This window comes from Micrococcus sp. iso_239, from assembly GCF_056173395.1.
In genome coordinates this window covers 352,130-377,532 of sequence record NZ_CM149672.1, presented here as the reverse complement: position 1 = coordinate 377,532, position 25,403 = coordinate 352,130, and the positions used below count along the sequence as shown (strand labels likewise).

At 69.7% G+C, this 25,403-nt stretch carries 17 protein-coding genes, 1 tRNA gene and 3 rRNA genes; 7 read left to right on the top strand and 14 right to left on the bottom strand.

From position 1 onward, the window contains the following. Positions 1-33: 33 nt before the first annotated feature. Entirely contained in the window at positions 34-1,077 is a 1,044-nt protein-coding gene (locus tag AC0VX2_RS01720; protein WP_161787994.1) for an aldo/keto reductase, read from the bottom strand. Between the two features lie 65 nt (positions 1,078-1,142). Between AC0VX2_RS01720 and AC0VX2_RS01715 the strand changes: the two genes are divergently transcribed. From AC0VX2_RS01715 to AC0VX2_RS01695, 5 genes are all read left to right on the top strand, one after another. After that, a complete protein-coding gene (locus tag AC0VX2_RS01715) occupies positions 1,143-2,045 on the top strand; it encodes a fumarylacetoacetate hydrolase family protein (protein WP_020625724.1) in 903 nt (300 codons plus the stop codon). Further along, on the top strand, positions 2,032-2,772 hold the full coding sequence (locus AC0VX2_RS01710; RefSeq protein ID WP_020625723.1) for an NADPH-dependent F420 reductase: 741 nt from the start codon (positions 2,032-2,034) through the stop codon (positions 2,770-2,772). The genes AC0VX2_RS01715 and AC0VX2_RS01710 overlap by 14 nt, the downstream gene beginning before the upstream one ends. Before the next feature lie 61 nt (positions 2,773-2,833). Continuing rightward, positions 2,834-4,393: a DUF5129 domain-containing protein gene (locus AC0VX2_RS01705; protein WP_020625722.1), complete on the top strand. Its 1,560-nt coding sequence runs from the start codon at positions 2,834-2,836 to the stop codon at positions 4,391-4,393. Positions 4,394-4,485: 92 nt separating this feature from the next. After that, positions 4,486-4,983 (top strand): carboxymuconolactone decarboxylase family protein, encoded by a 498-nt coding sequence (locus tag AC0VX2_RS01700; RefSeq protein ID WP_020625721.1) that lies wholly within the window; start codon positions 4,486-4,488, stop codon positions 4,981-4,983. A gap of 57 nt (positions 4,984-5,040) precedes the next feature. Then, positions 5,041-5,403 carry a GNAT family N-acetyltransferase gene (locus AC0VX2_RS01695; protein WP_020625720.1) on the top strand — a complete coding sequence of 121 codons (363 nt, stop codon included), beginning with the start codon at positions 5,041-5,043 and terminating at the stop codon, positions 5,401-5,403. 65 nt (positions 5,404-5,468) lie between these two features. Here AC0VX2_RS01695 and AC0VX2_RS01690 read toward each other — a convergent pair. Further along, positions 5,469-5,545, bottom strand: a tRNA-Pro gene (locus tag AC0VX2_RS01690). Between the two features lie 131 nt (positions 5,546-5,676). Here AC0VX2_RS01690 and AC0VX2_RS01685 point away from each other — a divergent pair. Then, on the top strand, positions 5,677-6,105 hold the full coding sequence (locus AC0VX2_RS01685) for a hypothetical protein (protein ID WP_119217533.1): 429 nt from the start codon (positions 5,677-5,679) through the stop codon (positions 6,103-6,105). Positions 6,106-6,238: 133 nt separating this feature from the next. Here AC0VX2_RS01685 and rrf read toward each other — a convergent pair. The 12 genes from rrf to AC0VX2_RS01625 form a co-directional block, all read right to left on the bottom strand. After that, a 5S ribosomal RNA gene (gene rrf / locus AC0VX2_RS01680) occupies positions 6,239-6,355 on the bottom strand. Positions 6,356-6,547: 192 nt separating this feature from the next. Further along, positions 6,548-9,639, bottom strand: a 23S ribosomal RNA gene (locus tag AC0VX2_RS01675). Positions 9,640-10,075: 436 nt separating this feature from the next. Beyond that, positions 10,076-11,598: ribosomal RNA gene (locus AC0VX2_RS01670) — 16S ribosomal RNA — on the bottom strand. The 16S, 23S and 5S rRNA genes sit together here, the layout of an rRNA operon. Before the next feature lie 743 nt (positions 11,599-12,341). Continuing rightward, the gene (gene glgB, locus AC0VX2_RS01665; protein WP_136940052.1) at positions 12,342-14,672 is read right to left on the bottom strand and encodes a 1,4-alpha-glucan branching protein GlgB; all 2,331 of its coding nucleotides are present in this window, start codon (positions 14,670-14,672) and stop codon (positions 12,342-12,344) included. 40 nt (positions 14,673-14,712) lie between these two features. After that, positions 14,713-16,812: an alpha-1,4-glucan--maltose-1-phosphate maltosyltransferase gene (locus AC0VX2_RS01660; RefSeq protein WP_101966082.1), complete on the bottom strand. Its 2,100-nt coding sequence runs from the start codon at positions 16,810-16,812 to the stop codon at positions 14,713-14,715. Between the two features lie 103 nt (positions 16,813-16,915). Beyond that, the gene (locus tag AC0VX2_RS01655; RefSeq protein ID WP_036382449.1) at positions 16,916-17,707 is read right to left on the bottom strand and encodes an ABC transporter ATP-binding protein; all 792 of its coding nucleotides are present in this window, start codon (positions 17,705-17,707) and stop codon (positions 16,916-16,918) included. Then, on the bottom strand, positions 17,700-18,689 hold the full coding sequence (locus AC0VX2_RS01650) for an ABC transporter permease (RefSeq protein WP_101966083.1): 990 nt from the start codon (positions 18,687-18,689) through the stop codon (positions 17,700-17,702). The genes AC0VX2_RS01655 and AC0VX2_RS01650 overlap by 8 nt, the downstream gene beginning before the upstream one ends. A 130-nt stretch (positions 18,690-18,819) precedes the next feature. Beyond that, positions 18,820-19,830, bottom strand: coding sequence for an ABC transporter substrate-binding protein (locus tag AC0VX2_RS01645; RefSeq protein ID WP_101966084.1), 1,011 nt, complete (start codon positions 19,828-19,830; stop codon positions 18,820-18,822). Positions 19,831-20,063: 233 nt separating this feature from the next. Further along, entirely contained in the window at positions 20,064-21,053 is a 990-nt protein-coding gene (rlmB, locus tag AC0VX2_RS01640; RefSeq protein WP_036382443.1) for a 23S rRNA (guanosine(2251)-2'-O)-methyltransferase RlmB, read from the bottom strand. 74 nt (positions 21,054-21,127) lie between these two features. After that, positions 21,128-22,585 (bottom strand): cysteine--tRNA ligase, encoded by a 1,458-nt coding sequence (cysS, locus tag AC0VX2_RS01635; protein ID WP_060973913.1) that lies wholly within the window; start codon positions 22,583-22,585, stop codon positions 21,128-21,130. Positions 22,586-22,658: 73 nt separating this feature from the next. Continuing rightward, positions 22,659-23,957 carry a 2-C-methyl-D-erythritol 2,4-cyclodiphosphate synthase gene (ispF, locus tag AC0VX2_RS01630; protein WP_101966085.1) on the bottom strand — a complete coding sequence of 433 codons (1,299 nt, stop codon included), beginning with the start codon at positions 23,955-23,957 and terminating at the stop codon, positions 22,659-22,661. Between the two features lie 132 nt (positions 23,958-24,089). Then, positions 24,090-24,572 (bottom strand): CarD family transcriptional regulator, encoded by a 483-nt coding sequence (locus AC0VX2_RS01625; protein ID WP_036384689.1) that lies wholly within the window; start codon positions 24,570-24,572, stop codon positions 24,090-24,092. Between the two features lie 201 nt (positions 24,573-24,773). Between AC0VX2_RS01625 and AC0VX2_RS01620 the strand changes: the two genes are divergently transcribed. Continuing rightward, positions 24,774-25,325, top strand: a complete 552-nt coding sequence (locus AC0VX2_RS01620) for a hypothetical protein (protein WP_036384688.1) — start codon at positions 24,774-24,776, stop codon at positions 25,323-25,325. The last annotated feature ends 78 nt before the right edge of the window (positions 25,326-25,403 follow it).

The window sequence follows — 25,403 nt, the reverse complement described above, 5'->3', positions numbered from 1 at the left end:
CCCAGTGTGACATCCCTCACGTCCGCGGGCCGCTCAGGGCAGGCCGGCACCGCGCACCGCGGTCCACAGGCGGTGCCACTGCGCGGAGTCCATCGCCTCGGCCGCGGCGGCCGCCTCGGCGCACGCGGCGACGCGCTCCGGGTCCTGGGTGCCGATCACGGGCCGCACGCCCCACGGCAGGCGCAGCAGCCAGGCGAGCACCACGGCCTCCCGGCTGACGCCCAGCTCCGCTGCGACCTCGCCGACGACGCCGGCCGCGCCGTCGTCGCCGGAGCTGAACCGACCCTGCCCCAGCGGACCCCAGGCCTGCAGCTCGATCCCCTCCGCGGCGCACACCGGGCCGAGGCGCCCGGCGTCGGCGTCCGCGGGGGCGTCCGGGTGGTTGGCGAGCACGACCGACTCCACGAGGGTGCGGTGGTGCAGGCCGAGCTCGACCTGGACGCACGCCAGCCCGGTCCCGTCCGCCGCCTGGCTCTCGAGCTCGCGCTGGAACTCGAGGACGCGGCCCACGCCGAGGTTGGAGACGCCCAGCTTGCCGACCAGGCCCGCCTCCCGCGCGTCGAGGAAGGCGCGCACGGTGTCGGCCACGGGCGTGAGGACGTCGGGCCGGTGGATGATCAGGGTGTCCACGCGCTGCTCGCCGAGGCGGGACAGCGAGCCCTCCAGCGAGGCGCGCACGTGCTCGGGCGAGGAGTCGTAGCGGGTCAGACGCCGCCCGGCCGGGTCCGTCTCGTGCAGGACGATCCCGCACTTGGTCTGCACCTTCAGGGCGGAGCGCTCCTCGTAGGGCAGCTCGTGCAGCAGCCGGCCGACGGTCTCCTCGGAGCGGCCGGCCCCGTAGATGTCCGCGGTGTCCAGCAGGTCGACGCCGGCCTCGATCCCGGCGCGCAGGGCGCGGCGGGCACGCTCCACGGCCGCCTCGGCCTGCGCTGCGCCCGCGGGCCCCTCCGGCCCCGCCCCCGGATCGGCGTCCGGGGGCGGCGGGGGAACGGACCCCCAGGCCATGGTCCCGAGGACGATCGGGGTGGCCGGGGTCGGGTCGAGGTCGAGCGGCGGATGCGTGGAGGCTGTGCTCATGGCCTCACCGTCTCACGTCCGCCCGCCCCGGGTCCGGACCCGCCGCCCTGTGATGGGATGGGTCCATGAAGCTCGCCACGTTCCGCCAGCCCGACTCCGACGCCGCCTACCCCGGCGCCACGTTCGCCGCGGTCATCACCTCCGTGCACCCCGAGGACCCCGAGGTCGCCGTGCGCGCCGTCGCCCTGCCGGACTGTCGCGACGTCGGCGAGTACCTCACCGCCACGCCGGAGGAGCAGCGGGAGATGGTGGAGGGTGCCCTCCGCGCGGCGCAGGCCGACCGGTCCCTCCTGCTGGACACCTCCGGCCTCGTCTACGACACGCTCGTGCCCTTCCCCACCAAGGTGTTCTGCGTGGGCCTGAACTACACGAACCACATCGACGAGACGGGCCTGGATCGCCCCGAGCATCCGACGCTGTTCGCGAAGTTCCCGCAGTCCCTCACGGGTGCGCTGGACCCGATCGAGGTCCCCGAGGAGGACCACCGGGTCGACTACGAGGGCGAGCTGTGCATCGTGGTCGGGGAGCCGGGCCGACGCATCGCCGTCGAGGACGCCCCGGAGCACATCGCGGGCTACGCGGTGGCCAACGACATCTCCATGCGCGGCTTCCAGGGCCGCACCTCCGAGTGGCTGCAGGGCAAGGTGTGGGAGGCCTCGACGCCCGTGGGTCCGTGGCTGGTCACCCCGGAAGAGTTCCCGGCGGACGCGCGCGTCCTCACGCACGTCAACGGTGAGCTGCGTCAGGAGGACAGGGTCGCCGACGTCGTCTTCTCCCCCGCCGAGCTGGTCTCCTACGCCTCGCAGCTGATCACCCTGAACCCGGGTGACCTGATCCTGACCGGCACGCCCGCAGGGGTCGCCCTGGCCCGCCGGGACGCCGAGGGCCGCCGCCCGTGGCTGCGTCCCGACGACGTCGTCGAGGTGGAGATCACCGGGCTGGGACGCCAGCGCAATGAGCTCGTCTGAGGCGGCGCCGGCGGACGCCCTGCCCCGCGTCGTCGGCATCCTCGGTGCGGGGCGGGCGGGCACCGCGCTGGCACGTGCGATCGCGCGCATCCCCCGCCTCTCCCCGGGCACGGCCGCCCCGCGGGTGATGGTCGCGGGCACGCGGCGCCCCGCGGCGGTCCAGCGCCACCTGACGATCTACGCGCCCAAGGCCGTCGCCGTGTCGGCCGAGGACCTGGCGGCGGAGGCGGAGCTCGTCGTCGTGGCCGTGCCGCGCGAGGCGCTGGACGACGTCGACCCACTCGCCCTCGCCGGGCCGGCCACGCGCGCCGTGGTGGACCTGACCAACACGTGGGGGGACGAGCCGGTCCCGGCGTGGCTCGACGACGACGGCGCGCCCGGCTCCGTCCGGATCGCCGCGCGCTGGGCCGCCGCGGGGCTGTGCGTGCCCGTCGTGCGCGCGTTCTCGGAGATCTCGCACCACGACCTGGAGGATGCCGGGCGTGCCACGGCCCCGCGCCGCGCCCTCGCGGTGGGCACCGAGCGGACTGACGCGGCGCCCGAGCCGGCCGCGGTCGCCGCCGCGCGCGACACGGTGGTCGCCCTCGTCACCGCGATGGGCTTCGACGCGGTCCCCTACACGGGCCTCGACCGGGCCGGGGTCCTCGAGCCGGGGGCGGCGGGGTTCGGCACCGCGCACGACGCCGGCCGGCTCGCCGCGCTGCTCGCCGACGCGCCCACCGGCTGAGGCGCCACCCGCCCGGCGGTACCTAGGCTGGGCGGGACCGCCGACCCGTCCAGGAGGCCCCGTGACCCGTCCGCCGCACCGCATCGCCCGCCGCACGCTCACCGCGGTCGCCCTGTCCGCCGCCGCCCTCACCGGACCGGCGGCGTCCGCCACCGTCGTCGCCCTGCCGGTCACGGCGGGGGTGACGGGCGCCGTCGTCGCCGCCGCGCCGCAGGCCCACGCCGTGGCCTGGGACCAGGTGGAGCTCGTGGATGACGCGGGCGTGATCGACCCCGCCCAGCTGCGCCGAGACCTGGCGGGGATCGAGTTCCGGGAGCCGACCCGCGTCGCCGTGGTCACCGAGCGCGGCCCGGACCTGTCCGCGCTGGACGACGACCGCGCGTCTCAGGCGTTCAACGGGCGGGTGCTCGAGCGGGCTCGCGCCGAGTACCCGGACTGGATCAGCGCGGACGGCCAGAAATGGGCCGACGACCTCGTGATCGTGGCGCTCGACCCGGACAACCGGTTGATCGGGGTGTACGTGGGCCAGGACCGGATGCTCAGCACGGACCGGCTGCGGGAGGTGCGCGAGGCCGGACACGAGGCGGCCCGTGCGGCCCGGTGGACGGACACGGTCGTGGATGTGACGGACGCCGCCGCCGAGCTGATCGGGCGCCCCTGGTGGCAGGCTCCCGAACTGTGGTTCGGCGCGGGGATCGTCGGTGTGGCGGGCGGCGGCGCCGCGGCCGCGGCACTCGCGAGCCGACGGCGTCGCCGCCGCCGGACGGCCGACCTGCTGGCCGAGGCCCGCACCCACCTGACCTCCGTCACCCTGGAGATGGACGCCACCGAGGTGAACGCGTCCACGGTGCCCGAGGACTCGCCCCACGCGGCCGCGCTGATGGAGCGCTTCCGCAACTTCCGGCGCCAGACGCTCGACGCGTCGGCGGAGCTGGACCGCCTCGAGGCCCTGCCGGAGCGCAGCCTGCATCGCACGGAGCATGCCCGGGCCGCGGAGGACGTCCGGGACCGCGCCCGTGAGCTCGACCGCCTCGACGACGCCGTGGCCGCGGCGAACACCTTCCTCAACCGCCACCCGGGGTGGCCGGCGGCGTGGGACCAGCAGACCGCCCCGCTGCGGGCCGACCTGGACGCCGTCGGCACGCTGGCCTCCTCCGTCGGCTCCGCCGGACCCGTCCGGTCCGCGGTCGCCGCGCTGGAGTCCTTCCGCACCGAGGCCCAGGACCGGCTCGAGGCGCTGGGTGCGGACCTGCAGGACGAGCGCCTGACCCCGGCCGCGGCGTTGGACGAGCTGGACGCGCTGCGGCGTCGCCTGACCGGGCTCGTCTCCGCCCTCGCCGACGCCGAGGTGGCGGCCTTCGGCAAGGACGAGGCCGAGCGTGAGCTGCTGCGCGACGAGCTGCGCTCGCACCGTGGCCCGGCCCGGTCCGGGCGCGGCTCGATCCTGGACTCCGCGCTGCCGGCGGATGCCTACTGGACGGTGGTGGCCTTCACCACGGGCCACCAGGCCGGCGAGCGGTCCGTCCAGGACCACCGCCAGGCGCAGTCCAGCTCCTCCGGGACCGGCTACGGATCCTCGGGCGGCTCGTTCTCCGGGGCGGGCTCGTCCGGCCGATTCTGAGCCGGTCGGGGCCGGATCTGAGCCGGAAGCCCGTCCGGGCCGGGCACCCGGTCCCTGGCCCACCGCCCCGTTCTGCGAGACATTGAAGGACCATGACCGCCGCTGACACCCCCGCACCCCGCCAGGACCCCCTCGCGTTCTTCCTCGACAAGGCCGTGCCCGAGGCGTGGCACGCGGTCGGACCGCTGGCCTCGGCCGCGCGCGGTGCCGCCGAGCAGGCCGGGCTGGACCGGCAGCTCGTGGAGCTTGTGAACCTCCGGGTCTCCCAGCTCAACGGCTGCGTGTTCTGCCTGGACCGGCACACCCGCCAGGGCGCCGACGCCGGTCTGAGCGTGCAGCGCCTGGGGCTGCTGCCGGCGTGGCGTGAGGCCGAGGCCGTGTACTCGGAGCAGGAGCGCGCCGCACTCGAGCTCGCCGAGGCGGTCACGGACCTCCCCGAGCAGGAGCAGCTGAACTACGTGCAGGCCTCCACGGCCGCCGCGCTCACGGACGCCCAGTCCGCGGCCGTGCAGTGGGTCGCGATGGTGATGAACCTGACGAACCGCATCTCGATCCTGTCTCACCACCCCGTGCGGCGCCGGGACGGCTGACCCCTTCCCCGTCGCCGGCCCGGCGGCGGGGTCCACCCAGGAACGAGAGGACCGACCATGACCGAGCAGACCCCCAGCCTGGAGCACCCGCAGGTCCGCAAGAACGGGGAGAGGTACGAGATCGTCGTCGATGACGCGGGCACGGTGGCCGGCTTCACGACGGCGATCGACGACGACACCGCCGACGGCCCGGCCCAGCGGATCTTCCCGCACACCAAGGTCGACCACGAGTACGAGGGCCGGGGCCTGGCCTCGACCCTCGTGCGCGAGGCGCTGAAGGACACCGTGGCCGCGGGCCGCCGGGTCGTCCCCGTCTGCCCGTACGTGAAGGACTGGGTGGACGAACACGACGACGTGGCCGGCGAAGTGGACCCGGCGCGCCCCGAGCATCTCCGGTTCCTGGAGTCCCGCCAGGACTGACGCACCGCACCCGGTGAGCACCCGGAGACGAGAAGAGCCCCCGCCGATCCGGCGGGGGCTCTTTCTGGTCGGGGTGACAGGATTTGAACCTGCGGCCTCGTCGTCCCGAACGACGCGCGCTACCAAGCTGCGCCACACCCCGTTGGAGGTCTCAGACCTGAATCCAACAGAGAGCGACTATACCAGCCACACCGGGTGCCGCCAAACCGAGATGCGGGGCAGAATCTCACGCGTGAGACCTCTGCGCACCCCGCGAATCCGAGAGAGGCCGGCATGAGCTGGTGGCCGTTCCCGCGTTCCTCCGCGAGCCCCTCCCCCGACGACGACGGCGCCCCGGCCGCCGCCGAGCTCGAGGAGGCCGTGGCCGCCCTGCGACAGCTGTTGCGCGCGGAGCGGCACCGACTGCGCCCGGACAGCTGGGCCCTCGCGTGGGAGATGGTCGAGCACGCCGCCGAGTACGCGCCAGCCTGGACTCGCCTGCAGCGCACACGGCCCGTGGAGACCCAGGAGCTCGTGATCGCCCTCACCGGGCGCTTGGAGCCGCTGCTGCGCGACTTCCTCGCACTCCCCGACTCGGAGAAGCCGGCCCATGCCGACGCCGTGCACGCGCGCCTTCGGGAGCAGGGCACGGAGCACGGCCGGCTGCGCCGCCGACTCACCCGCGCGCTCACGGCACGACTGCGGGCCGGCGAGGAGCTCTGAGCGCCGCGGGGGGGGGGAGGCACCCCGGAACGCAGAAAGCCCCGTGCAGATCGCACGGGGCCGCCCGGTGAATCCTCCCGGGAATGCGGGAAGGGCCTCGCACACAACGGTGCGAGGCCCTCCCTCAAAGAATGTCCGGCGGCGACCTACTCTCCCACAACCTCCCGGCTGCAGTACCATCGGCGCTGTGGGCCTTAGCTTCCGGGTTCGGAATGGAACCGGGCGTTTCCCCCACGCTATGACCGCCGTAACCCTAACCCCACACCACCACCCTCAACACGGGCAACAGCAGGGAAACCTACGGGTCACACAACAGTGACACTATTCAACTCAAAACACCTCAACCACCCACCAACAAGCAGACAGCCGGTTGCAATCAGACAACCGCACAGTGGACGCGAACACCAACCCATCACCTTGAAGCAAGCAATAGGATAAGAGTGTGTGTAAGTCATCGGCCTATTAGTACTGGTCAGCTTCACGAGTCTTCAGTCCTCGCTTCCACATCCAGCCTATCAACCCAGTGTTCTAGCTGGGGGCCTCACACCCTCAAAGGGGCAAGGAAATCTCATCTCGAAGCCGGCTTCCCGCTTAGATGCTTTCAGCGGTTATCCATCCCGAACGTAGCTAATCAGCCATGCACCTGGCGGTACAACTGACATACCAGAGGTTCGTCCGTCCCGGTCCTCTCGTACTAAGGACAGACCTTCTCAAATTTCCAACGCGCGCAGAGGATAGGGACCGAACTGTCTCACGACGTTCTGAACCCAGCTCGCGTACCGCTTTAATGGGCGAACAGCCCAACCCTTGGGACCTACTCCAGCCCCAGGATGCGACGAGCCGACATCGAGGTGCCAAACCATGCCGTCGATATGGACTCTTGGGCAAGATCAGCCTGTTATCCCCGAGGTACCTTTTATCCGTTGAGCGACGGCCGTTCCACAACGAGCCGCCGGATCACTAGTCCCGACTTTCGTCCCTGCTCGAGCTGCCACTCTCACAGTCAAGCTCCCTTGTGCACTTGCACTCGACACCTGATTGCCAACCAGGCTGAGGGAACCTTTGGGCGCCTCCGTTACATTTTGGGAGGCAACCGCCCCAGTTAAACTACCCATCAGGCACTGTCCCTGACCCGGATCACGGGCCGAAGTTAGATATCCAGAGTGACCAGAGTGGTATTTCAACGGCGACTCCACGAACACTGGCGTGCCCGCTTCACAGTCTCCCACCTATCCTACACAAGTCACACCGAATACCAATACCAAACTATAGTAAAGGTCACGGGGTCTTTCCGTCCTTCTGCGCGTAACGAGCATCTTTACTCGTAATGCAATTTCGCCGAGTTCATGGTTGAGACAGCGGGGAAGTCGTTACTCCATTCGTGCAGGTCGGAACTTACCCGACAAGGAATTTCGCTACCTTAGGATGGTTATAGTTACCACCGCCGTTTACTGGGGCTTAAGTTCTCCGCTTCGCCGAAGCTAACAGGTCCCCTTAACCTTCCAGCACCGGGCAGGAGTCAGTCCATATACATCGTCTTACGACTTCGCATGGACCTGTGTTTTTGATAAACAGTCGCTTCCCCCTGGTCTCTGCGGCCCCGATCCCCTCACACCAGCACGTGGTGCTCAAGGTTGGGGCCCCCCTTCTCCCGAAGTTACGGGGGCATTTTGCCGAGTTCCTTAACCATGATTCTCTCGATCGCCTTAGTATTCTCTACCTGACCACCTGTGTCGGTTTAGGGTACGGGCAGTTTGAACCTCGCGCCGATGCTTTTCTAGGCAGCATAGGATCACCGGATCACCCACCACGTGGGCGCCCATCAGGTCTCAGGCATACAGCCGGCGGATTTACCTACCGGCAGCCCTACACCCTTAGACCAGGTCATTTCCATTGCCCGGCCCGGCTACCTTCCTGCGTCACACCCGTTAATGCGCTTGCCTCCCCGGTTCAGGTCCCGCGCTCCCCACCACCGACCCCGTCAAAGACGGGGTTCGGGATGGTTCGGGCGGTTAGTATCACCGGCTCAACATGGACGGTTCTTCACTGGTACGGGAATATCAACCCGTTGTCCATCGACTACGCCTGTCGGCCTCGCCTTAGGTCCCGACTTACCCAGGGCAGATTAGCTTGACCCTGGAACCCTTAGTCATCCGGCGGACGGGTTTCTCACCCGTCTTTCGCTACTCATGCCTGCATTCTCACTCGTCCACAATCCACCAGAAGTTACCCGCTGGCTTCACCTCGTGAACGACGCTCCCCTACCCATCCAGCAAAACTGAATGCCACGGTTTCGGCGGTGTACTTGAGCCCCGCTACATTGTCGGCGCGGAATCACTTGACCAGTGAGCTATTACGCACTCTTTCAAGGGTGGCTGCTTCTAAGCCAACCTCCTGGTTGTCTCAGCAACTCCACATCCTTTCCCACTTAGCACACGCTTAGGGGCCTTAACCGGTGGTCTGGGCTGTTTCCCTCTCGACTATGAAGCTTATCCCCCACAGTCTCACTGCCACGCTCTCACTTCCCGGCATTCGGAGTTTGGCTGAAGTCAGTAACCTTGTAGGGCCCATCGTCCATCCAGTAGCTCTACCTCCGGGAAGAAACACGTGACGCTGCACCTAAATGCATTTCGGGGAGAACCAGCTATCACGGAGTTTGATTGGCCTTTCACCCCTACCCACAGCTCATCCCCTCCATTTTCAACTGAAGTGGGTTCGGTCCTCCACGCGCTCTTACACGCGCTTCAACCTGGCCATGGGTAGATCACTCCGCTTCGGGTCTAGGACACGCGACTCAATCGCCCTATTCAGACTCGCTTTCGCTACGGCTTCCCCACACGGGTTAACCTCGCCACGTATCACTAACTCGCAGGCTCATTCTTCAAAAGGCACGCTGTCACCCCACAAGGAGGCTCCAACGGTTTGTAGGCACATGGTTTCAGGTACTATTTCACTCCCCTCCCGGGGTACTTTTCACCATTCCCTCACGGTACTGATCCGCTATCGGTCAACAGGTAGTATTCAGGCTTACCAGGTGGTCCTGGCAGATTCACACGGGATTCCTCGGGCCCCGTGCTACTCGGGCAACCCCCCAACAGCGGCGGAACACATTTCGACTACGGGACTCTCACCCTCTACGGTCCAGCATCCACACTGGTTCGTCTATATGCCCGCACCTCACTGCGCCATGCCGGCAGACATGACAAGGAGGGGCCCACAACACCGCACATGCAACCCCTGCCGGGTATCACACACATACGGTTTAGCCCCATCCGCGTTCGCTCGCCACTACTAACGGAATCACTTTTGTTTTCTCTTCCTGTGGGTACTGAGATGTTTCACTTCCCCACGTTCCCTCCACCCGGTCTATGTGTTCAACCGGGGGTCACACGACACGTCGTGCGGGGTTTCCCCATTCGGAAATCCTGGTCTCAACGTCCGGTTATCGACTCCACCAGGCTTATCGCAGATTCCCACGTCCTTCTTCGGCTCCTGTTGCCAAGGCATCCACCATGCGCCCTTGGAAACTTTCACACACAATGAAAGTCCTCAAATGAGCAATATCTAACTAAGATGTCATTCTCGGCATCACCACACCTCACACACCACCCCAGGGGGAACAGTGCGATCAACGATGCAGCAACAAAAAATAAGATGCTCGCGTCCACTATGCAGTTCTCAAACAACAACCCACACCCCATCCACCAACCCACAAGGCCAGCTTCACAAGATACGGAGACCAGAAACAACAACCCAACCCTCACAGATCAGGGTGCCTGCTGTTCCAGGACCCAACAGTGTGCCAACACCAGCTCGCAGCCACCAACACCACCCATTCCAACCACACCCTCACAGGCATGACGTACTCGAGCACTGCCGGCACCACCACTGGCACCATTCATTGATGTTCCACCCATGAGCAACCCGCCATCACACACGCGGTGATGCAACGGGCACTGATGCTCCTTAGAAAGGAGGTGATCCAGCCGCACCTTCCGGTACGGCTACCTTGTTACGACTTAGTCCCAATCGCTGGTCCCACCTTCGACGGCTCCCCCCACAAGGGTTAGGCCACCGGCTTCGGGTGTTACCAACTTTCGTGACTTGACGGGCGGTGTGTACAAGGCCCGGGAACGTATTCACCGCAGCGTTGCTGATCTGCGATTACTAGCGACTCCGACTTCATGGGGTCGAGTTGCAGACCCCAATCCGAACTGAGACCGGCTTTTTGGGATTAGCTCCACCTCACAGTATCGCAACCCATTGTACCGGCCATTGTAGCATGCGTGAAGCCCAAGACATAAGGGGCATGATGATTTGACGTCGTCCTCACCTTCCTCCGAGTTGACCCCGGCAGTCTCCCATGAGTCCCCACCACGACGTGCTGGCAACATGGAACGAGGGTTGCGCTCGTTGCGGGACTTAACCCAACATCTCACGACACGAGCTGACGACAACCATGCACCACCTGTGAACCCGCCCCAAAGGGGAAACCGTATCTCTACGGCGATCGAGAACATGTCAAGCCTTGGTAAGGTTCTTCGCGTTGCATCGAATTAATCCGCATGCTCCGCCGCTTGTGCGGGCCCCCGTCAATTCCTTTGAGTTTTAGCCTTGCGGCCGTACTCCCCAGGCGGGGCACTTAATGCGTTAGCTGCGGCGCGGAAACCGTGGAATGGTCCCCACACCTAGTGCCCAACGTTTACGGCATGGACTACCAGGGTATCTAATCCTGTTCGCTCCCCATGCTTTCGCTCCTCAGCGTCAGTTACAGCCCAGAGACCTGCCTTCGCCATCGGTGTTCCTCCTGATATCTGCGCATTCCACCGCTACACCAGGAATTCCAGTCTCCCCTACTGCACTCTAGTCTGCCCGTACCCACCGCAGATCCGGGGTTAAGCCCCGGACTTTCACGACAGACGCGACAAACCGCCTACGAGCTCTTTACGCCCAATAATTCCGGATAACGCTCGCACCCTACGTATTACCGCGGCTGCTGGCACGTAGTTAGCCGGTGCTTCTTCTGCAGGTACCGTCACTTTCGCTTCTTCCCTACTGAAAGAGGTTTACAACCCGAAGGCCGTCATCCCTCACGCGGCGTCGCTGCATCAGGCTTGCGCCCATTGTGCAATATTCCCCACTGCTGCCTCCCGTAGGAGTCTGGGCCGTGTCTCAGTCCCAGTGTGGCCGGTCACCCTCTCAGGCCGGCTACCCGTCGTCGCCTTGGTGAGCCATTACCTCACCAACAAGCTGATAGGCCGCGAGTCCATCCAAAACCGATAAATCTTTCCAACACCCACCATGCGGTGGACGCTCCTATCCGGTATTAGACCCAGTTTCCCAGGCTTATCCCAGAGTTAAGGGCAGGTTACTCACGTGTTACTCACCCGTTCGCCACTAATCCACCCAGCAAGCTGGGCTTCATCGTTCGACTTGCATGTGTTAAGCACGCCGCCAGCGTTCATCCTGAGCCAGGATCAAACTCTCCGTAAAAAAATTACAGAACAACACCGTGGCAGCCGGAAATAACCACCACGACATCCATTCAATACCTGGCAGACCATCACCACACCACGGGGGTGGCAGGCGATGATCAACCAATATGTGTTAAAACAATTGGCATCAACAAACTTGGCACACTATTGAGTTCTCAAACAACAGGCGCTTCCAGCTTCAGCGACCCGCTCCGCGGGCCGTTTCGCTCTGGAGCAACTTCTCCATCCTAGACCATCCGTTTCGACCGTGTCAACTCCGTGTCCGAAGCATTCACCGTCCGTTCACATGGCCGGGCTAGAAAACCTTACCACGTGATCCGACCATGTCAACTCCGCTCAACGCGGTGTCAGACACTCACCGGACCATCCACGTGGAAGGCCTTGAAAAGCTTACCACATGATTCCCGGCTGTCAAACCAGATCATCTTCTTCAGGAATCCCGACCCGCATCACTGCCGGCCGCGCACCCGGTGAGCACCACCCGCCCTGGACCTGCCATTCTCGGCATGAATCCGCGGATTCTGTGTTCTTCACCCCGCCTCCCGGTCACCCGGTCGGCGTCTTGAGCACGAGATGGAACTCTACACACGAATCCCACCGAACACAAAATCAGGGGCGGCACCCGGCGTGCGGTCAAGGGTGGGCGGCCGGTTTCCGCCTGTTCTCGCGGATTCCTTCGGCCTGGCCCGCCCCGTTCGACGCTCCAGCGCCGTCACCCCCGGCCGTGACGTGCACCACTCCTCAGGGCGTGGCCGTCGTGTCCAGGGTCGGCTGGAGCCACAGGGTGGTCAGCGCCGGCACGTTCACCGTGACGCGGGCCGGCTGGCCCTGCCACTGGCCCTCGTGTGCCGCGATCACCTCGGACTGGCCGGTCTGCTCCCGCCAGCCGTCACCGTGGAAGTCGGTCGCATCGGTGTCCAGCACCACCGTCCACTCCCCCGCGGACGGCACCCCCACGCGCAGCCCCTGACGCGGCGACCCCGAGAGGTTGGTGATGCACAGCAGCGGGGCGCCGCCCGGTTCAGCGGCCGGGACCGCGGCGCCGTCGTCGTCGATCCGTGTCTCCGGCACCACCTGCGCCGCGGGCATGCGGAGGAACACGAGCGTGTTGCCGTCGGCGTCGCCGCCGTCCACCCACGAGAATCCCTCCGGGCTGTGGTCCAGCGACCACAGCGCCGGCTTGCTGCGGTAGAGCGCGTTGAGCTCCCGGATCGTCAGCTGGACCCCGCGGTGCGCCTCATCCCACGAGACGGGCCAGTCCAGGCCCTCGCCCTCGGACCACTCGCTCGGCTGCGCGTACTCCCCGCCCATGAACAGCAGCTGCTTGCCGGGGTGCGCCCACATGTACCCGTAGTAGGCGCGCAGGGTCGCCAGCTGCTGCCGTCGGTCGCCCGGGATGCGGCCCAGCAGGGAGCCCTTGCCGTGGACGACCTCATCGTGGGACAGCGGCAGCACGTAGTTCTCCGAGTAGGCGTACACCATGGAGAACGTCCACTGCTCGTGGTGCCACCGGCGGTTGACCGGGTCCTGGGACAGGTAGGCCAGGGTGTCGTGCATCCAGCCCATGTTCCACTTCTTGCCGAAGCCGAGACCGCCCGCGTCCACGGGAGCGCTCACCCCGGAGAAGGCCGTGGACTCCTCCGCGATCATGTGGACGCCGGGGTGCAGGCGGTACACGGTCGCGTTGACCTCGCGCAGGAAGTCGATGGCCTCGAGGTTGTGGTTGCCGCCGTGCACGTTGGGCTCCCACTGCCCGTCCTCGCGCGAGTAGTCCAGGTAGAGCATCGAGGCGACGGCGTCCACGCGCAGCCCGTCGATGTGGAACTCGCCGAGCCAGTAGAGCGCGTTGGCCACGAGGAAGTTGCGGACCTCGGTGCGGCCGAAGTCGAACACGAGGGTGCCCCAGTCGGGATGTTCGCCCCGCCGCGGGTCCGGGTGCTCGTACAGGGCGGTCCCGTCGAAGCGCGCGAGCGCCCACTCGTCCTTCGGGAAGTGCGCCGGCACCCAGTCCACGATGACGCCGATCCCCGCCCGGTGGAGCGCGTCCACCAGGTGCTTGAACTCGTCCGGGGAGCCGAACCGGGAGGTGGGGGCGTAGTAGCCGGTCACCTGGTAGCCCCAGGACCCGCCGAACGGATGCTCCGCGACCGGCAGGAACTCCACGTGCGTGAACCCGAGCCACTGCACGTACTCCACGAGCTGCTCGGCCAGCTCGCGGTAGTCCAGCCCGGGCCGCCACGAGCCCAGGTGCACCTCGTAGATGCTCAGCGGGCGCTCGTGCGGGTCCGTGAGACGGCGGCGCTCCATCCAGGTGCGGTCCCCGAAGGCGTAGTCGGACTCGAGCACACGCGAGGCCGTGGCCGGCGGGACCTCCGTCCAGCGGGCCATCGGGTCCGCCTTCTGCCGCCAGAGCCCGTCCCGGCCGAGGATCTCGAACTTGTAGCGGTCGCCGTGACCGACGCCAGGCACCAGCAGCTCCCACACGCCGGAGGAGCCGAGGGACCGCATGGCATGGGTCCGGCCGTCCCAGCCGTTGTGGTCGCCCACCACGCGCACGGCCCGCGCGTTCGGCGCCCAGACCGCGAAGGCCGTGCCGACGGCCTCGCCCGCGGAGGTGCGGACCACGCGGGCGCCCAGCACCTCCCACAGCCGTTCGTGCCGGCCCTCCCCGATCAGGTGCAGGTCCAGCTCGCCGAGCGTGGGCAGGTGCCGGTACGCGTCGTCCTGCTCCTGGACGGGGCCGGTCGTGCCGTCCTCGGTCTCGTACGCCACCTCGACGCGGTAGTCGCCCGCGGCAGCCCCGGCCACGCGGGGCGTCGGGGCCACGCCCGCGAACACGCCGTCGTGCTCGTGCGTCAGCTCCACCCGCTGCCCGTCGCCGGCGCGGACCACCGTGACCGTGCGCGCCAGCGGGCGCAGCACGCGGTAGGTGACCGCCGCGCCGTCGGGATGCGGGTGGGCGCCCAGCACGGTGTGCGGATCGTGGTGCCGGCCCTGCGCGACGGCGGCCAGCACCTCCGGGTCCACGGCGAGCGGGGCGACGGCGGGACGGGGGGCGGCGGACGGGGTCATGGCGATTCCTGTTCTGGGGACGGCGGGCGTCGGGAGCGGCTCAGCCGTTCCGGACGACCCGCAGGACATGGGCGGGCTCGACGTGGGGGTCCAGGCGGACGTACGGGGTGCGGCCCCACCGCCAGCGCTGGCCGGTGAGCAGGTCCTCCACCTCGACGGCCCCGGACGCGTCGCGGTCCTCGGGGCGCAGACGCAGCGCCTCGAGGTCCAGGTCCAGGGTCGCCTCGACGACGTCGTGCGGGTTCGTGGTGACGACGACGATCAGGGTGTCCTCCGCGGGACCGGCGTCGGTGACCGCCTCGGCGTCCCGGTGCGCACCCTCGGGCCGGGCCGAGCGCGTCTTCGAGAACACGAGCAGGTCAGGGTGCGTCGAGGCGTGCAGGGTCAGGTTCTGCAGGTCGCCCAGCGCCGGGTGCGCCGCGCGGATCTCATTGAGCCGGGTGAGGTACGGGGCGAGCGAGGCACCCGCGGCCTCCGCGCCCTCCCAGTCCCGGGGGCGGTACTCGTACTTCTCGTTGTCGATGTACTCCTCCGCGCCCGGCCGGGCCACGTGCTCGAACAGCTCGAACCCGGCGTAGACGCCCCACAGCGGGCTGGCCGTGGCGGCGACGACGGCGCGGATCCGGAACGCGCCCGGGCCGCCGTGCTGCAGGTACTCCGTGAGGATGTCCGGCGTGTTGACGAAGAGGTTGGGGCGATAGAACGCCGGCGTCTCGTGCGAGATCTCCTGGAGGTACTCCGCAAGCTCCTCGGCCGTGTTCCGCCAGGTGAAGTACCCGTAGGACTGCTGGAACCCGACCTTGCCCAGGGCGTGCATCATCGCGGGACGGGTGAAGGCCTCGGCGAGGAACACGACGCGCGGCTCCTCGGCGCGGACCTTCGCGATCAGCCACTCCCAGAACCACAGGGGCTTGGTGTGGGGGTTGTCCACGCGGAAGATGTGCACGCCGCGGGCCACCCAGCCCCGCACCACGTCCAGCACCGCCTGGGCGAGGCCGCCCGGGTCGTTGTCGAAGTTCAGCGGGTAGATGTCCTGGTACTTCTTCGGCGGGTTCTCCGCGTACGCGATGGTGCCGTCCACGCGGGTGGTGAACCACTCCGGGTGCGCGGCGACCCACGGGTGGTCCGGGGAGCACTGCAGGGCCAGGTCCAGGGCCACTTCGAGGCCCTCGTCCGCGGCCGCGGCCACGAACGCCTCGAAGTCCTCGACGGTGCCCAGGTCCGGGTGCACGGCGTCGTGCCCGCCCTCGGGCCCGCCGATCGCCCACGGCGAGCCCGGGTCCTGCGGCCCGGCCGTCAGCGTGTTGTTCGGACCCTTGCGGTGCGTGGTGCCGATCGGGTGGATCGGCGGCAGGTAGGCCACCTGGAAGCCCATCCGGGCGACCGCCGGGAGCCGGTCGGCCGCCGTCGCGAAGGTGCCGGAGGACCACGTGCCGGAGGCCTCGTCGAAGCGGGCGCCCTCGGAGCGGGGGAAGAACTCGTACCAGGCGCCGCGGCCGGCGAGCTCACGCTGCACGTCCAGCGGGTAGAGCTCGGAGCTCGTGAGGTGCTCCCGCACGGGGCGGGCGTGGAGGACGGCGGACACCTCCGCCGACTCGGCGGAGGCCAGGCGCTGGGCCGGGATGAGCGACTCGTCCTCGAGGCCGCGAACGACCTCCTCGAACACGGCGCGGTCCTCGGCCGAGCGCTCCGCGTCCTCGGCGGCCCGGCGGAACAGGGCGGCGCCCTCGGCGAGCATCAGCTCCACGTCGACGCCGGCGGCGATCTTGACGGTGGCCGCGTGCTTCCACGTGCCCACCGGATCGTCCCAGCCCTCGACCACGAACTGGTGCAGGCCCGGCTCGGCGGGCCGCAGCGTGGCCACGACCTCGTCCAGGCCGGGCCGGCCCGGACGCATCTGCACGCGCTGCACCTCGGCGCCGGCCGGGTCGAGCAGGCGGACGGTGGCGCGCACGGAGTCGTGGCCCTCGCGGAACACGGTCGCGCGGACGGGGATGTCCTCGCCGACCACGGCCTTCGCCGGGAACCGGCCGTCCAGCACCACGGGCTGCACGTCCGTCACCGGGATACGCCCCGTGACGGTCTGGAGGCGGACATCGGCTGCGGTGGCGCTCTGGGTGTCGGGCTTCACGGTGCTCACGCCACGACGCTACCCCGCGGCCGCGCCGGTGAGAACGGCCGGCCCGCCCGCCCGCCGTGGGGGGCGGAGGGGCGGGCCGGGGACGGGGCGCCGGACGGGACGCTCAGGACAGCATGGTCTTGTCGTCCACGACGGCGCCCTTGATCTTGCCGAACTCGGCCAGCAGGTCCGCCGGGGTGCGCCCGGCCTTCTCCTGCTCGTCCAGCTCGAGGATGATCCGGCCGTCGTGCATCATGATCAGCCGGTTGCCGACCTCGAGGGCCTGGGACATGTTGTGCGTGACCATCAGCGTGGTGAGCCGGTGCTCGGCCACCACCTGCCGGGTCAGGCGGGTCACCAGCTCCGCCCGGGACGGGTCCAGGGCGGCGGTGTGCTCGTCCAGCAGCAGGATCTTCGGTCCGGAGAACGTGGCCATGAGCAGGCTGAGCGCCTGACGCTGGCCACCGGAGAGCAGCCCGACCTTGGCGGTGAGGCGGTTCTCCAGGCCGAGTTCGAGCTTCGTGAGCTCGTCGCGGAACATCGCGCGCCGGGCGCGGGAGACGCCCCGCGAGAGCCCGCGGGCGTGCCCGCGTCGCCAGGCCAGGGCCATGTTCTCCTCGATCGTGAGATTCGGGGCCGTGCCCGCCGTCGGGTCCTGGAACACCCGGCCGATCGAGGCCGCGCGGCGGTGGTCCGGCATGCGGGTGACGTCCTTGCCGCCCACGGCCACGGTGCCGGTGTCCGGGAGCAGCTTGCCGGCGATCGTGTTCAGGATCGTGGACTTGCCGGCGCCGTTGGAGCCGATCACGGTGACGAAGTCGCCCTCGGCCAGGTGCAGGTCGATGCCCTGCAGGGCGCGCCGCTCGTTGACGGTGTTCGGGAAGAAGGTCTTGGAGACCTGTGAGATCTCAAGCACGGGGGGCCTCCTCGGAGACGGATGCGGCGGGGGTGGCGCCGCCCGGCTCGCCAGTCAGGGGCATGCCGGCGGTGGCCGGAGCGGCGGCGGCCGGCGCCGGGGTCGCGGCCGTGCCCCGCGTGCGCAGGCTCAGGCGCCTGGCGAAGCCGAAGCGCGGCAGCAGCAGGGCCACGACGACGAGGGCCGCGGAGATCAGCTTCATGTCGTTCGGGCTCAGGCCCGCGTTGAGGGCGAACTGGATGATCAGGCGGTAGAGCACGGCGCCGACGATCACGGCGAGCGTCGCCCAGAAGACCGTGCGCTGGCCGAACACGGCCTGGCCCACGATCACGGACGCCAGGCCCACGAGGATGAGGCCGATGCCCATGGAGATGTCCGCGAAGCCCTGGTACATGGCCAGCAGGGAGCCGCCGAGGGCCACGAGGCCGTTGGAGATCATGAGGCCGAGGATCTTCATCCGGTCCGTGGAGACGCCGTACGAGCGGATCATCTCCTCGTTGTCACCGGTCGCCTGCAGGGCGAGGCCCAGGTCCGTGTGCAGGAACCAGTCGAGGATCAGCTTCACCACGAACACGCCGAGGAAGAGCACGAGGATCGAGCCCCAGTTCCGGGCCAGGCCCAGGTCGTCGAGCCACGTGAACAGGGTGTCCTGGCCGAGCAAGGGGATGTTGGCCTTGCCCATGATCCGCAGGTTGATCGAGTAGAGCGCGATCATCGTGAGGATGCCGGCGAGCAGGCCGTCGATCCGGCCCTTGGTGTGCAGCAGGCCGGTGACGAGGCCCGCGAGCGCGCCCGCCACGAAGGCGGCGAGCATGGCCAGGGGCACCGGCGTGCCGCCCGTGATGAGCACGGCGGCCGTGGCGGCGCCGGTGGTGAACGAGCCGTCCACCGTGAGGTCGGGGAAGTCGAGGATGCGGAAGGTCAGGTACACGCCGAGCGCGACGACGGCGTAGATCAGACCCAGTTCCACTGCGGTCAGCATGGGGTGGGTGCCTTTCGGGCGGGGCGAGGGGGACGGACGACGGCGGGACGGGGTGGGCCGGCCGCCGACGTGCTCCGCGGCGGCTCGGACCCCGTGGTCCGGGCCGCCGCGGAGGCGGGCAGGCGCGGGATCAGCCCTCGACGAGCTGGTCGGCCCTGTCCTTGAGCTTGGCGGGGATCTCGACGCCGTAGGCCTCGGCGGCCTGCGGGTTCAGCACGAGCTGCAGGTTGGCCGGGTCGGCGTAGCCCACGGGCAGCTCGGCCGGCTTCGCGCCGTCCTTGAGGATCTTCACAGCCATCTCGCCGGCCTGCTTGCCGTGCGCCGTGTAGTCGATGCCGTACGTGCCCAGGGCGCCGCGCTCGACGGAGTCGATGTCCGCCGAGATGACGGGGATGCGCTGCTCCTTGCCGTAGCCGACCACGGTCTCCAACGCCGAGACGACGGCGTTGTCCGTGGGCACGTAGATGCCGTCCACGCCGGACAGGGACTGCACGCCCTGCTGGACCTCGGACGAGTTGGTGATGGTGGCCTCCTTGACCTCGAGGCCCAGCTCCTTGCCGGCCTCCTTGGCCTGGTCCACCTGGACCTTGGAGTTGGCCTCGCCGGAGTTGTAGACGATGCCGACGGTCGTGGCGTCCGGCTTCACGTCCTTGAGCAGCTGCAGCTGCTCCTTGACCGGGTTGCGGTCCGAGACGCCGGTGACGTTGCCGCCCGGGGCCTCGTCCGAGGCCACGAGCTCAGCGCCCTTCGGGTCGGTGACCGCCATGAACACGACCGGCTTGTCCTTCACGGCCGAGACGGTGCCCTGTGCGGCGGGGGTCGCGATCGCGGCCACGAGGTCCACGTCCCCGTCGTTGGCGAAGGTGGAGGCGATCGAGGTGACGGTGGCCTGCTCGCCCTGGGCGTTCTGCTCCTCGAACGTCACGTCCAGGCCGGCGTCCTTGAACGCCTCCTTGAAGCCCTCGGCCGCGCCGTCGAGCGCCGGGTGGGAGACGAGCTGGTTGATGCCCACGGTGTAGGAGCCGTCGCCGCCGGCGGCGGAGGACGAGCCGGAGCCGCCGGAGCCGGAGTCACCGCACGCCGTGAGCCCGAGGGCGGCGACGGCGAGGGCGGCGGTGAGGGAGAGGGAGCGGTGCTTCATGAGACGGACCTCGTTCTGATGGTGCGGTGCGGGATGCGCTCGCCGACGGGGGCCCGTCGGACACAGTGCAGACACTGTGCGCGGTGACACGCATCACAGGCAAGACGTGCGCGTATCCACGCGACATCCTGCCATGTGATCGACGTCACTGTAGACACTCTGCCCGCGTCGGCGCCGTGTGCGACACCCGCGTCCCCGCCTGGCCGTCATCCCGGGCGGGGGCGCCGTGGAGGTCAGCGCCCGCCGGCGCGCTGCACCGAGATCTCGTACAGGGAGATGCCCACCGCCATCGAGGCGTTGAGGGACTCCATCGTCGAGTCGATCGGGATGGACACGATCTGCTGGCAGTGCTCCCGCACCATGCGGGACAGACCCTTGCCCTCGGCCCCCACCACGAGCACGAGCGGCTCCGTGGCCAGGGCGAGCCCGGGCAGCGAGACGTCCCCGCCGCCGTCGAGGCCCAGCACGAAGTAGCCGGCCTTGTGCAGGTCGACGAGGGTGGTGTTCAGGTTGCCGGCCTGGGCCACGGGCACCCGCGCGGCCGCGCCGGCCGAGGTGCGCCAGGCGGTGGCGGTCACGCCGACGGAGCGGCGCTCGGGCACGATCACGCCGTCCGCGTCGAACGCGGAGCCGGCCCGGATGATGGCGCCGAGGTTGCGGGGGTCGGTGATGCCGTCGAGCGCGATCAGCAGCGGCGGGGTCCGCAGGTGCCCCTTCTCGTGCTTCGCGAGCGCGTCGAGGGCCAGGGCCGTGGCGTCCGCGTACTCATAGGGCGGGATCTGCAGCACGATGCCCTGGTGCACGGCCTCGCCGGAGAGGCGGTCCAGCTCCGGCTTGGTGTTCTCCAGGACCGGCACGCCCTGCTCGAGGCAGAGGCGCAGGGCCTCCTTGACGCGGTCGTCCATCTCGATGCGCACGGCCACGTGCAGCGCCTTGGCCGGGATGCCCGCGCGCAGCGCCTCGAGCACGGGATTGCGACCGGAGACCGTCTCATCCGTGAGCTTCACGCGGCCGCGGACCTGGTCCTTCACGGGACCGCGCTTGGCGGCCGAGCGCTCGGCCAGCTGCTTGGCGCGGTGCGCCTTGTGGTAGACCCGGTCCTCGGCCTTGGGGGTGGGTCCGCGGCCCTCGAGCGCCTTGCGACCGTGGCCGCCGGTGCCCTTCATGGGGCCCTTCTTGCCCTTGGGCTTGCGGGATCCGCCGGAGCGGGGTGCGGTGGACATGGCGGGACTCCTGCGGGCCGGGGACGGGGGCGGCGGCACGCGGGGCGCCGCCGGATCGCCCTCCAGTCTAGGTGTCAGTCCGCCAGGCGCCATGTGGCGCCGTCGGCGCCGTCCTCCACCACGACGCCGGCCGCGGCCAACGCGTCGCGGATGCGGTCCGCGGTGGCCCAGTCCTTGTCCGCGCGGGCCTGCGCCCGCGCCTCGATCTGCGACCGGACGAGCGAGTCGAGGGCGTCCGACACCGGGCCGGCCGCGGCGTCGTCGCCCTCGGGCACGTCGTCCAGGCCCAGCACCGCGGTCATGGCCTCCACCTCGGCCAGGCGGGCGGCCGCGGCGTCGAGGTCCTGCCCGGCCAGCGCCGAGTTGCCGGCGCGCACGGCCTCGTGCAGGGCCGCGAGCGCCTGGGGCACGTTGAGGTCGTCCTCCATGGCGGCGCGGAAGGCGGCGGGCACGCGGTCCGCGAGCGCCCCGTCGGGGGCGGGCGGGACGGCACCCGCGGCCCGGGCGCGGGCCGTGAAGCCCTCGATGCGCTCGACGGCGGCCTCGGCCTCGTCGAGGGCGCCGGGCCGGTAGTCGAGCTGGGAGCGGTAGTGGGCCTGCCCCAGGAAGTAGCGCACCGCCGTCGGGCGGGCCATGCCGAGCATCTCCTCGGGGGAGATCGTGTTGCCCACGGACTTGGACATCTTCTCGCCGCCGTAGGTGACGAGCCCGTTGTGCAGCCAGAAGCGGGCGAAGCCGTCACCGGCGGCCGCCGACTGGGCCAGCTCGTTCTCGTGGTGCGGGAACCGCAGGTCCAGGCCGCCGCCGTGGATGTCGAACTCGGCGCCGAGGTACTTCGTGGACATGGCCGAGCACTCCAGGTGCCATCCGGGGCGGCCGGCGCCCCAGGGCGACTCCCACACGGCGGTGGCGGGCTCGCCGGGCTTGGCGCCCTTCCACAGGGCGAAGTCGCGGGGGTCGCGCTTGCCGCGCGGGTCGGCGTCGGGGGCGTCCTGCATGTCCTCGACGCGCTGGCGGGTGAGCTCGCCGTAGCGCTCCCAGGACCGGACGTCGAAGTAGACGTCGCCCGAGCCGTCCTGCGCGGGGTAGGCGTGGCCGCGCTCCATCAGGCGCTCGATGAGCGCGAACATCTCGGGCACGTGGCCGGTGGCGCGCGGCTCATAGGTGGGACGGCGGACGCCGAGGGCGAGGTAGGCGGCGTCGAACGCCTTCTCGAACCGGTAGGCCAGGGCCCACCACGGCTCGCGGGCCGGGTAGAGGTCCGAGGCCTCGAAGCCGGCCTCGTGGGAGGCGGCCGAGCGGTCGAGGATCTTGTCGTCGATGTCCGTCACGTTCCGCACCGAGGTGACGCGCAGCCCGGTGGCCTCGAGCCAGCGGATGAGGATGTCGAACACGATCGCGCTGCGCACGTGGCCCACGTGCGGCATGCCCTGCACCGTGGCCCCGCAGTAGTACACCGACGCCTCGCCGGGCACGAGGGGCTCGAAGTCCCGGATCTGCGCGGTGCGGGTGTCGTAGAAGCGCTGGGCCATGGGGGCGCGGTCCTTCCGGAGGGGCGGGGTCCTGACGGGGCTCTGCCAGCCTAGTCGGTGCGCCGACGCGGGCTCAGGCCGCGGGGACGACGAGCGCGGTCGCGATCCCCACCAGCCCCTCCCTGCGCCCGATGAAGCCCAGCCGGTCCGTCGTGGCGGCGGAGACGGACACGGGGGCCCCGCCGAGGGCGGCGGACAGGGCGGCCTCCATCTCCGCGCGGCGCGTGCCCACCTTGGGCCGGGGTGCGACCACCTGGACCGCCACGTTCCCGACGGCGACGCCCGCCTCCGTCAGCAGGCGCAGCACCTCGCGGAGCATGTCCGCGCCGGAGGCGTCCGCCATCTCGGGCCGGTCGACGCCGAACACGGCCCCGAGATCGCCGAGGCCGGCGGCGGAGAGCAGGGCGTTGCACGCCGCGTGGGCGGCCACGTCCCCGTCCGAGGTCGCGGCCACCCCCCGCTCGCCGGGCCAGTGGATGCCGCCGAGCCACAGGGGCCGGGGGGCATCCTCGGGTGCCCACGCGTGCACGTCGGTGCCGATCCCCACGCGCGGCAGGGGGGCGGCCGCGACGGCGGGGCGGGTGGGCTGGCGCATGGAGGCCCCCTGGGGGGCGCGGCGGGCGAGCTCGAGGCGGGCGAGGTCGAGGTCGGCGGGGGCGGTGACCTTGAACGCGGCCGGGTCGCCGGGCACCACCACGACCTCGTGCCCCGCGGCCTCCATGACCATCGCATCGTCGGTGAGCGCCGCGGCGTCGAGCGTGGGGTCCGTGCGCACGGCCTCGTGGGCCGCCAGCAGGGTGTCCAGGTCGAAGCCCTGCGGCGTCTGGATCGCGCGCAGTCCGGCGCGGGCCGGCGTGGCCGCGACGACGTCGACGCCGCCCCGTCCGGGGGTGACCTGCTTGACGGTGTCCGTCAGCGGCAGGCCCGGGACCGCGGCGACCGCGCCGGTCCCGAGCGCCGCCGTCACGGCCCCGAACACGCTCGGCGGGGTCAGCGCGCGGGCCGCGTCGTGGACGAGGACACAGCGGGGCGCCCCCGCCGGGGCGAGGTCGGCCAGAGCGCCGGAGGCCGCGGCGAGTCCGGCGCGGACCGAGTCCGCGCGCTCGGCGCCGCCGGGCACGCAGTGCACGGGCACGTCCAGGCGCGGGCCGGCGTCGACCTCGGCGGCCACGCGGCCGGCATCGGCCTCCACCGGCGGGGTGAGCACCACGACGGCGTCCAGGGCGAGCCCGGCGGCGCGCGCGGCGGCGACGGACTCCAGGCAGTGGCGCAGGAGGGTGCGGCCGTCCGCGAGGGGGGCGAGGGCCTTGGGCAGCCCGGCGCCGAGGCGGGTGCCGGCGCCGGCGGCAGCGATCACGAGGGCGGTGGGCATGGCCTCATCCTAGGGAGCGCGCCGGTGCCCGTGGCCCGGGACCCCCTCCGGCGGCGCCGGACGGGCCGGGGACGAGACAGGGGAGGGGCCCGCGTCGTGGACGCGGACCCCTCCCCTGCCGTGTGCTGCCCGTCAGCCCTCGAGCACCTTGTCCAGGCGACCCTCGGCCTCCTCCTCGGTGACCTTCTTGGCCAGCGCCAGCTCGGACACGAGCACCTGGCGAGCCTTCGCGAGCATGCGCTTCTCACCGGCGGACAGGCCGCGGTCCTGGTCGCGGCGCCACAGGTCGCGGACGACCTCGGCCACCTTGTTGACGTCGCCACTGGCGAGCTTCTCCAGGTTCGCCTTGTAACGGCGGGACCAGTTGGTCGGCTCCTCCACGTGCTCGGCGCGCAGGACCTCCATGACGTGCTCGAGCCCCTCCGCATCCACGACGTCACGCACGCCGACGAGGTCGACGTTCTCCGCAGGGACCTCGATGGTCAGGTCTCCCTGCGCCACCTTGAGCTTGAGGTACATCTTCTCCTCCCCCTTGATGGTGCGCATCTTGATCTCCTCGATCCGCGCAGCACCGTGATGGGGGTAGACGACGGTCTCTCCGACCTCAAAAACCATGTTGTTGTGCCCCTTTCAGTCGTCTCATTCTATCATGCGGCCTCGTCATGCCGCGCGCGCCGTCACATCTTCGGCCTCCGGATGTGATAGTGGACGACCCGGCGCCACGGGCCGGCCGGCGTCCCGGGATGCGGTAGCCTGACCTGGCAGGACCCCTGCCTCGGGGCTCCTGAGCACGTCATCGCACCTGAGGAGACCTCTGTGAAGAACGCATCCCGGCCCGCCCGGCGCCACCTCGCCGCAGGTGCGCTGGCCGCGGTCGCCCTGCTGGGCGCCACCGGCTGCTCCGCCGTGAGCCCGATCGCCACCGCCATCCAGTACTCCCCCTCGGACGGCATCAACGGCCAGGAGCAGGACTTCCTGAGCTACCGCAACCTCGCCCTCGTCGGCGACGGCGAGTCGGGCCCCGCCCGCCTGATCGGCACCGTGGAGAACACCTCCGGCCAGGATCAGACCTACACCTTCCAGGCCGAGGGCGGCGGCTCCGCGACCCTGAAGGTCCCCGCCGGCGAGAGCCGCAAGCTCGAGGACGAGGCGAACACAACCGTCCTGGAGCGCGAGGGCGTGTGGGTCGGCGAGAACCTGCCCGTGACCGTCTCCGGCAACGGCGGCACCGCCGACCTGGCCGTCCCGCTGCTGAGCGCCACCCAGGAGCAGTACCGTGACCTGCTCCCCGAGGGAGTCGAGCCCTCGGAGGAGGATCTCGTCGGGCACCTCCACGAGGAGACCCACCACTACGGCGAGGAGCACTGACCTCCGCCGGGCCTGCGCCCGGCACGCCACGGCCCCGGCCCCACCGCGAGGTGGAGCCGGGGCCGTCGTCGTCCCGGG

Coding starts and splice junctions, on each gene's coding strand:
- AC0VX2_RS01695 (WP_020625720.1), top strand. CDS start 5,041: ATGACCGAGCAGACCCCCAGCCTGGAGCACCCGCAGGTCCGCAAGAAC.
- AC0VX2_RS01715 (WP_020625724.1), top strand. CDS start 1,143: ATGAAGCTCGCCACGTTCCGCCAGCCCGACTCCGACGCCGCCTACCCC.
- cysS (WP_060973913.1), bottom strand. CDS start 22,585: ATGGCCCAGCGCTTCTACGACACCCGCACCGCGCAGATCCGGGACTTC.
- AC0VX2_RS01700 (WP_020625721.1), top strand. CDS start 4,486: ATGACCGCCGCTGACACCCCCGCACCCCGCCAGGACCCCCTCGCGTTC.
- AC0VX2_RS01685 (WP_119217533.1), top strand. CDS start 5,677: ATGAGCTGGTGGCCGTTCCCGCGTTCCTCCGCGAGCCCCTCCCCCGAC.
- AC0VX2_RS01625 (WP_036384689.1), bottom strand. CDS start 24,572: ATGGTTTTTGAGGTCGGAGAGACCGTCGTCTACCCCCATCACGGTGCT.
- glgB (WP_136940052.1), bottom strand. CDS start 14,672: ATGACCCCGTCCGCCGCCCCCCGTCCCGCCGTCGCCCCGCTCGCCGTG.
- AC0VX2_RS01645 (WP_101966084.1), bottom strand. CDS start 19,830: ATGAAGCACCGCTCCCTCTCCCTCACCGCCGCCCTCGCCGTCGCCGCC.
- ispF (WP_101966085.1), bottom strand. CDS start 23,957: ATGCCCACCGCCCTCGTGATCGCTGCCGCCGGCGCCGGCACCCGCCTC.
- AC0VX2_RS01650 (WP_101966083.1), bottom strand. CDS start 18,689: ATGCTGACCGCAGTGGAACTGGGTCTGATCTACGCCGTCGTCGCGCTC.
- AC0VX2_RS01720 (WP_161787994.1), bottom strand. CDS start 1,077: ATGAGCACAGCCTCCACGCATCCGCCGCTCGACCTCGACCCGACCCCG.
- rlmB (WP_036382443.1), bottom strand. CDS start 21,053: ATGTCCACCGCACCCCGCTCCGGCGGATCCCGCAAGCCCAAGGGCAAG.
- AC0VX2_RS01710 (WP_020625723.1), top strand. CDS start 2,032: ATGAGCTCGTCTGAGGCGGCGCCGGCGGACGCCCTGCCCCGCGTCGTC.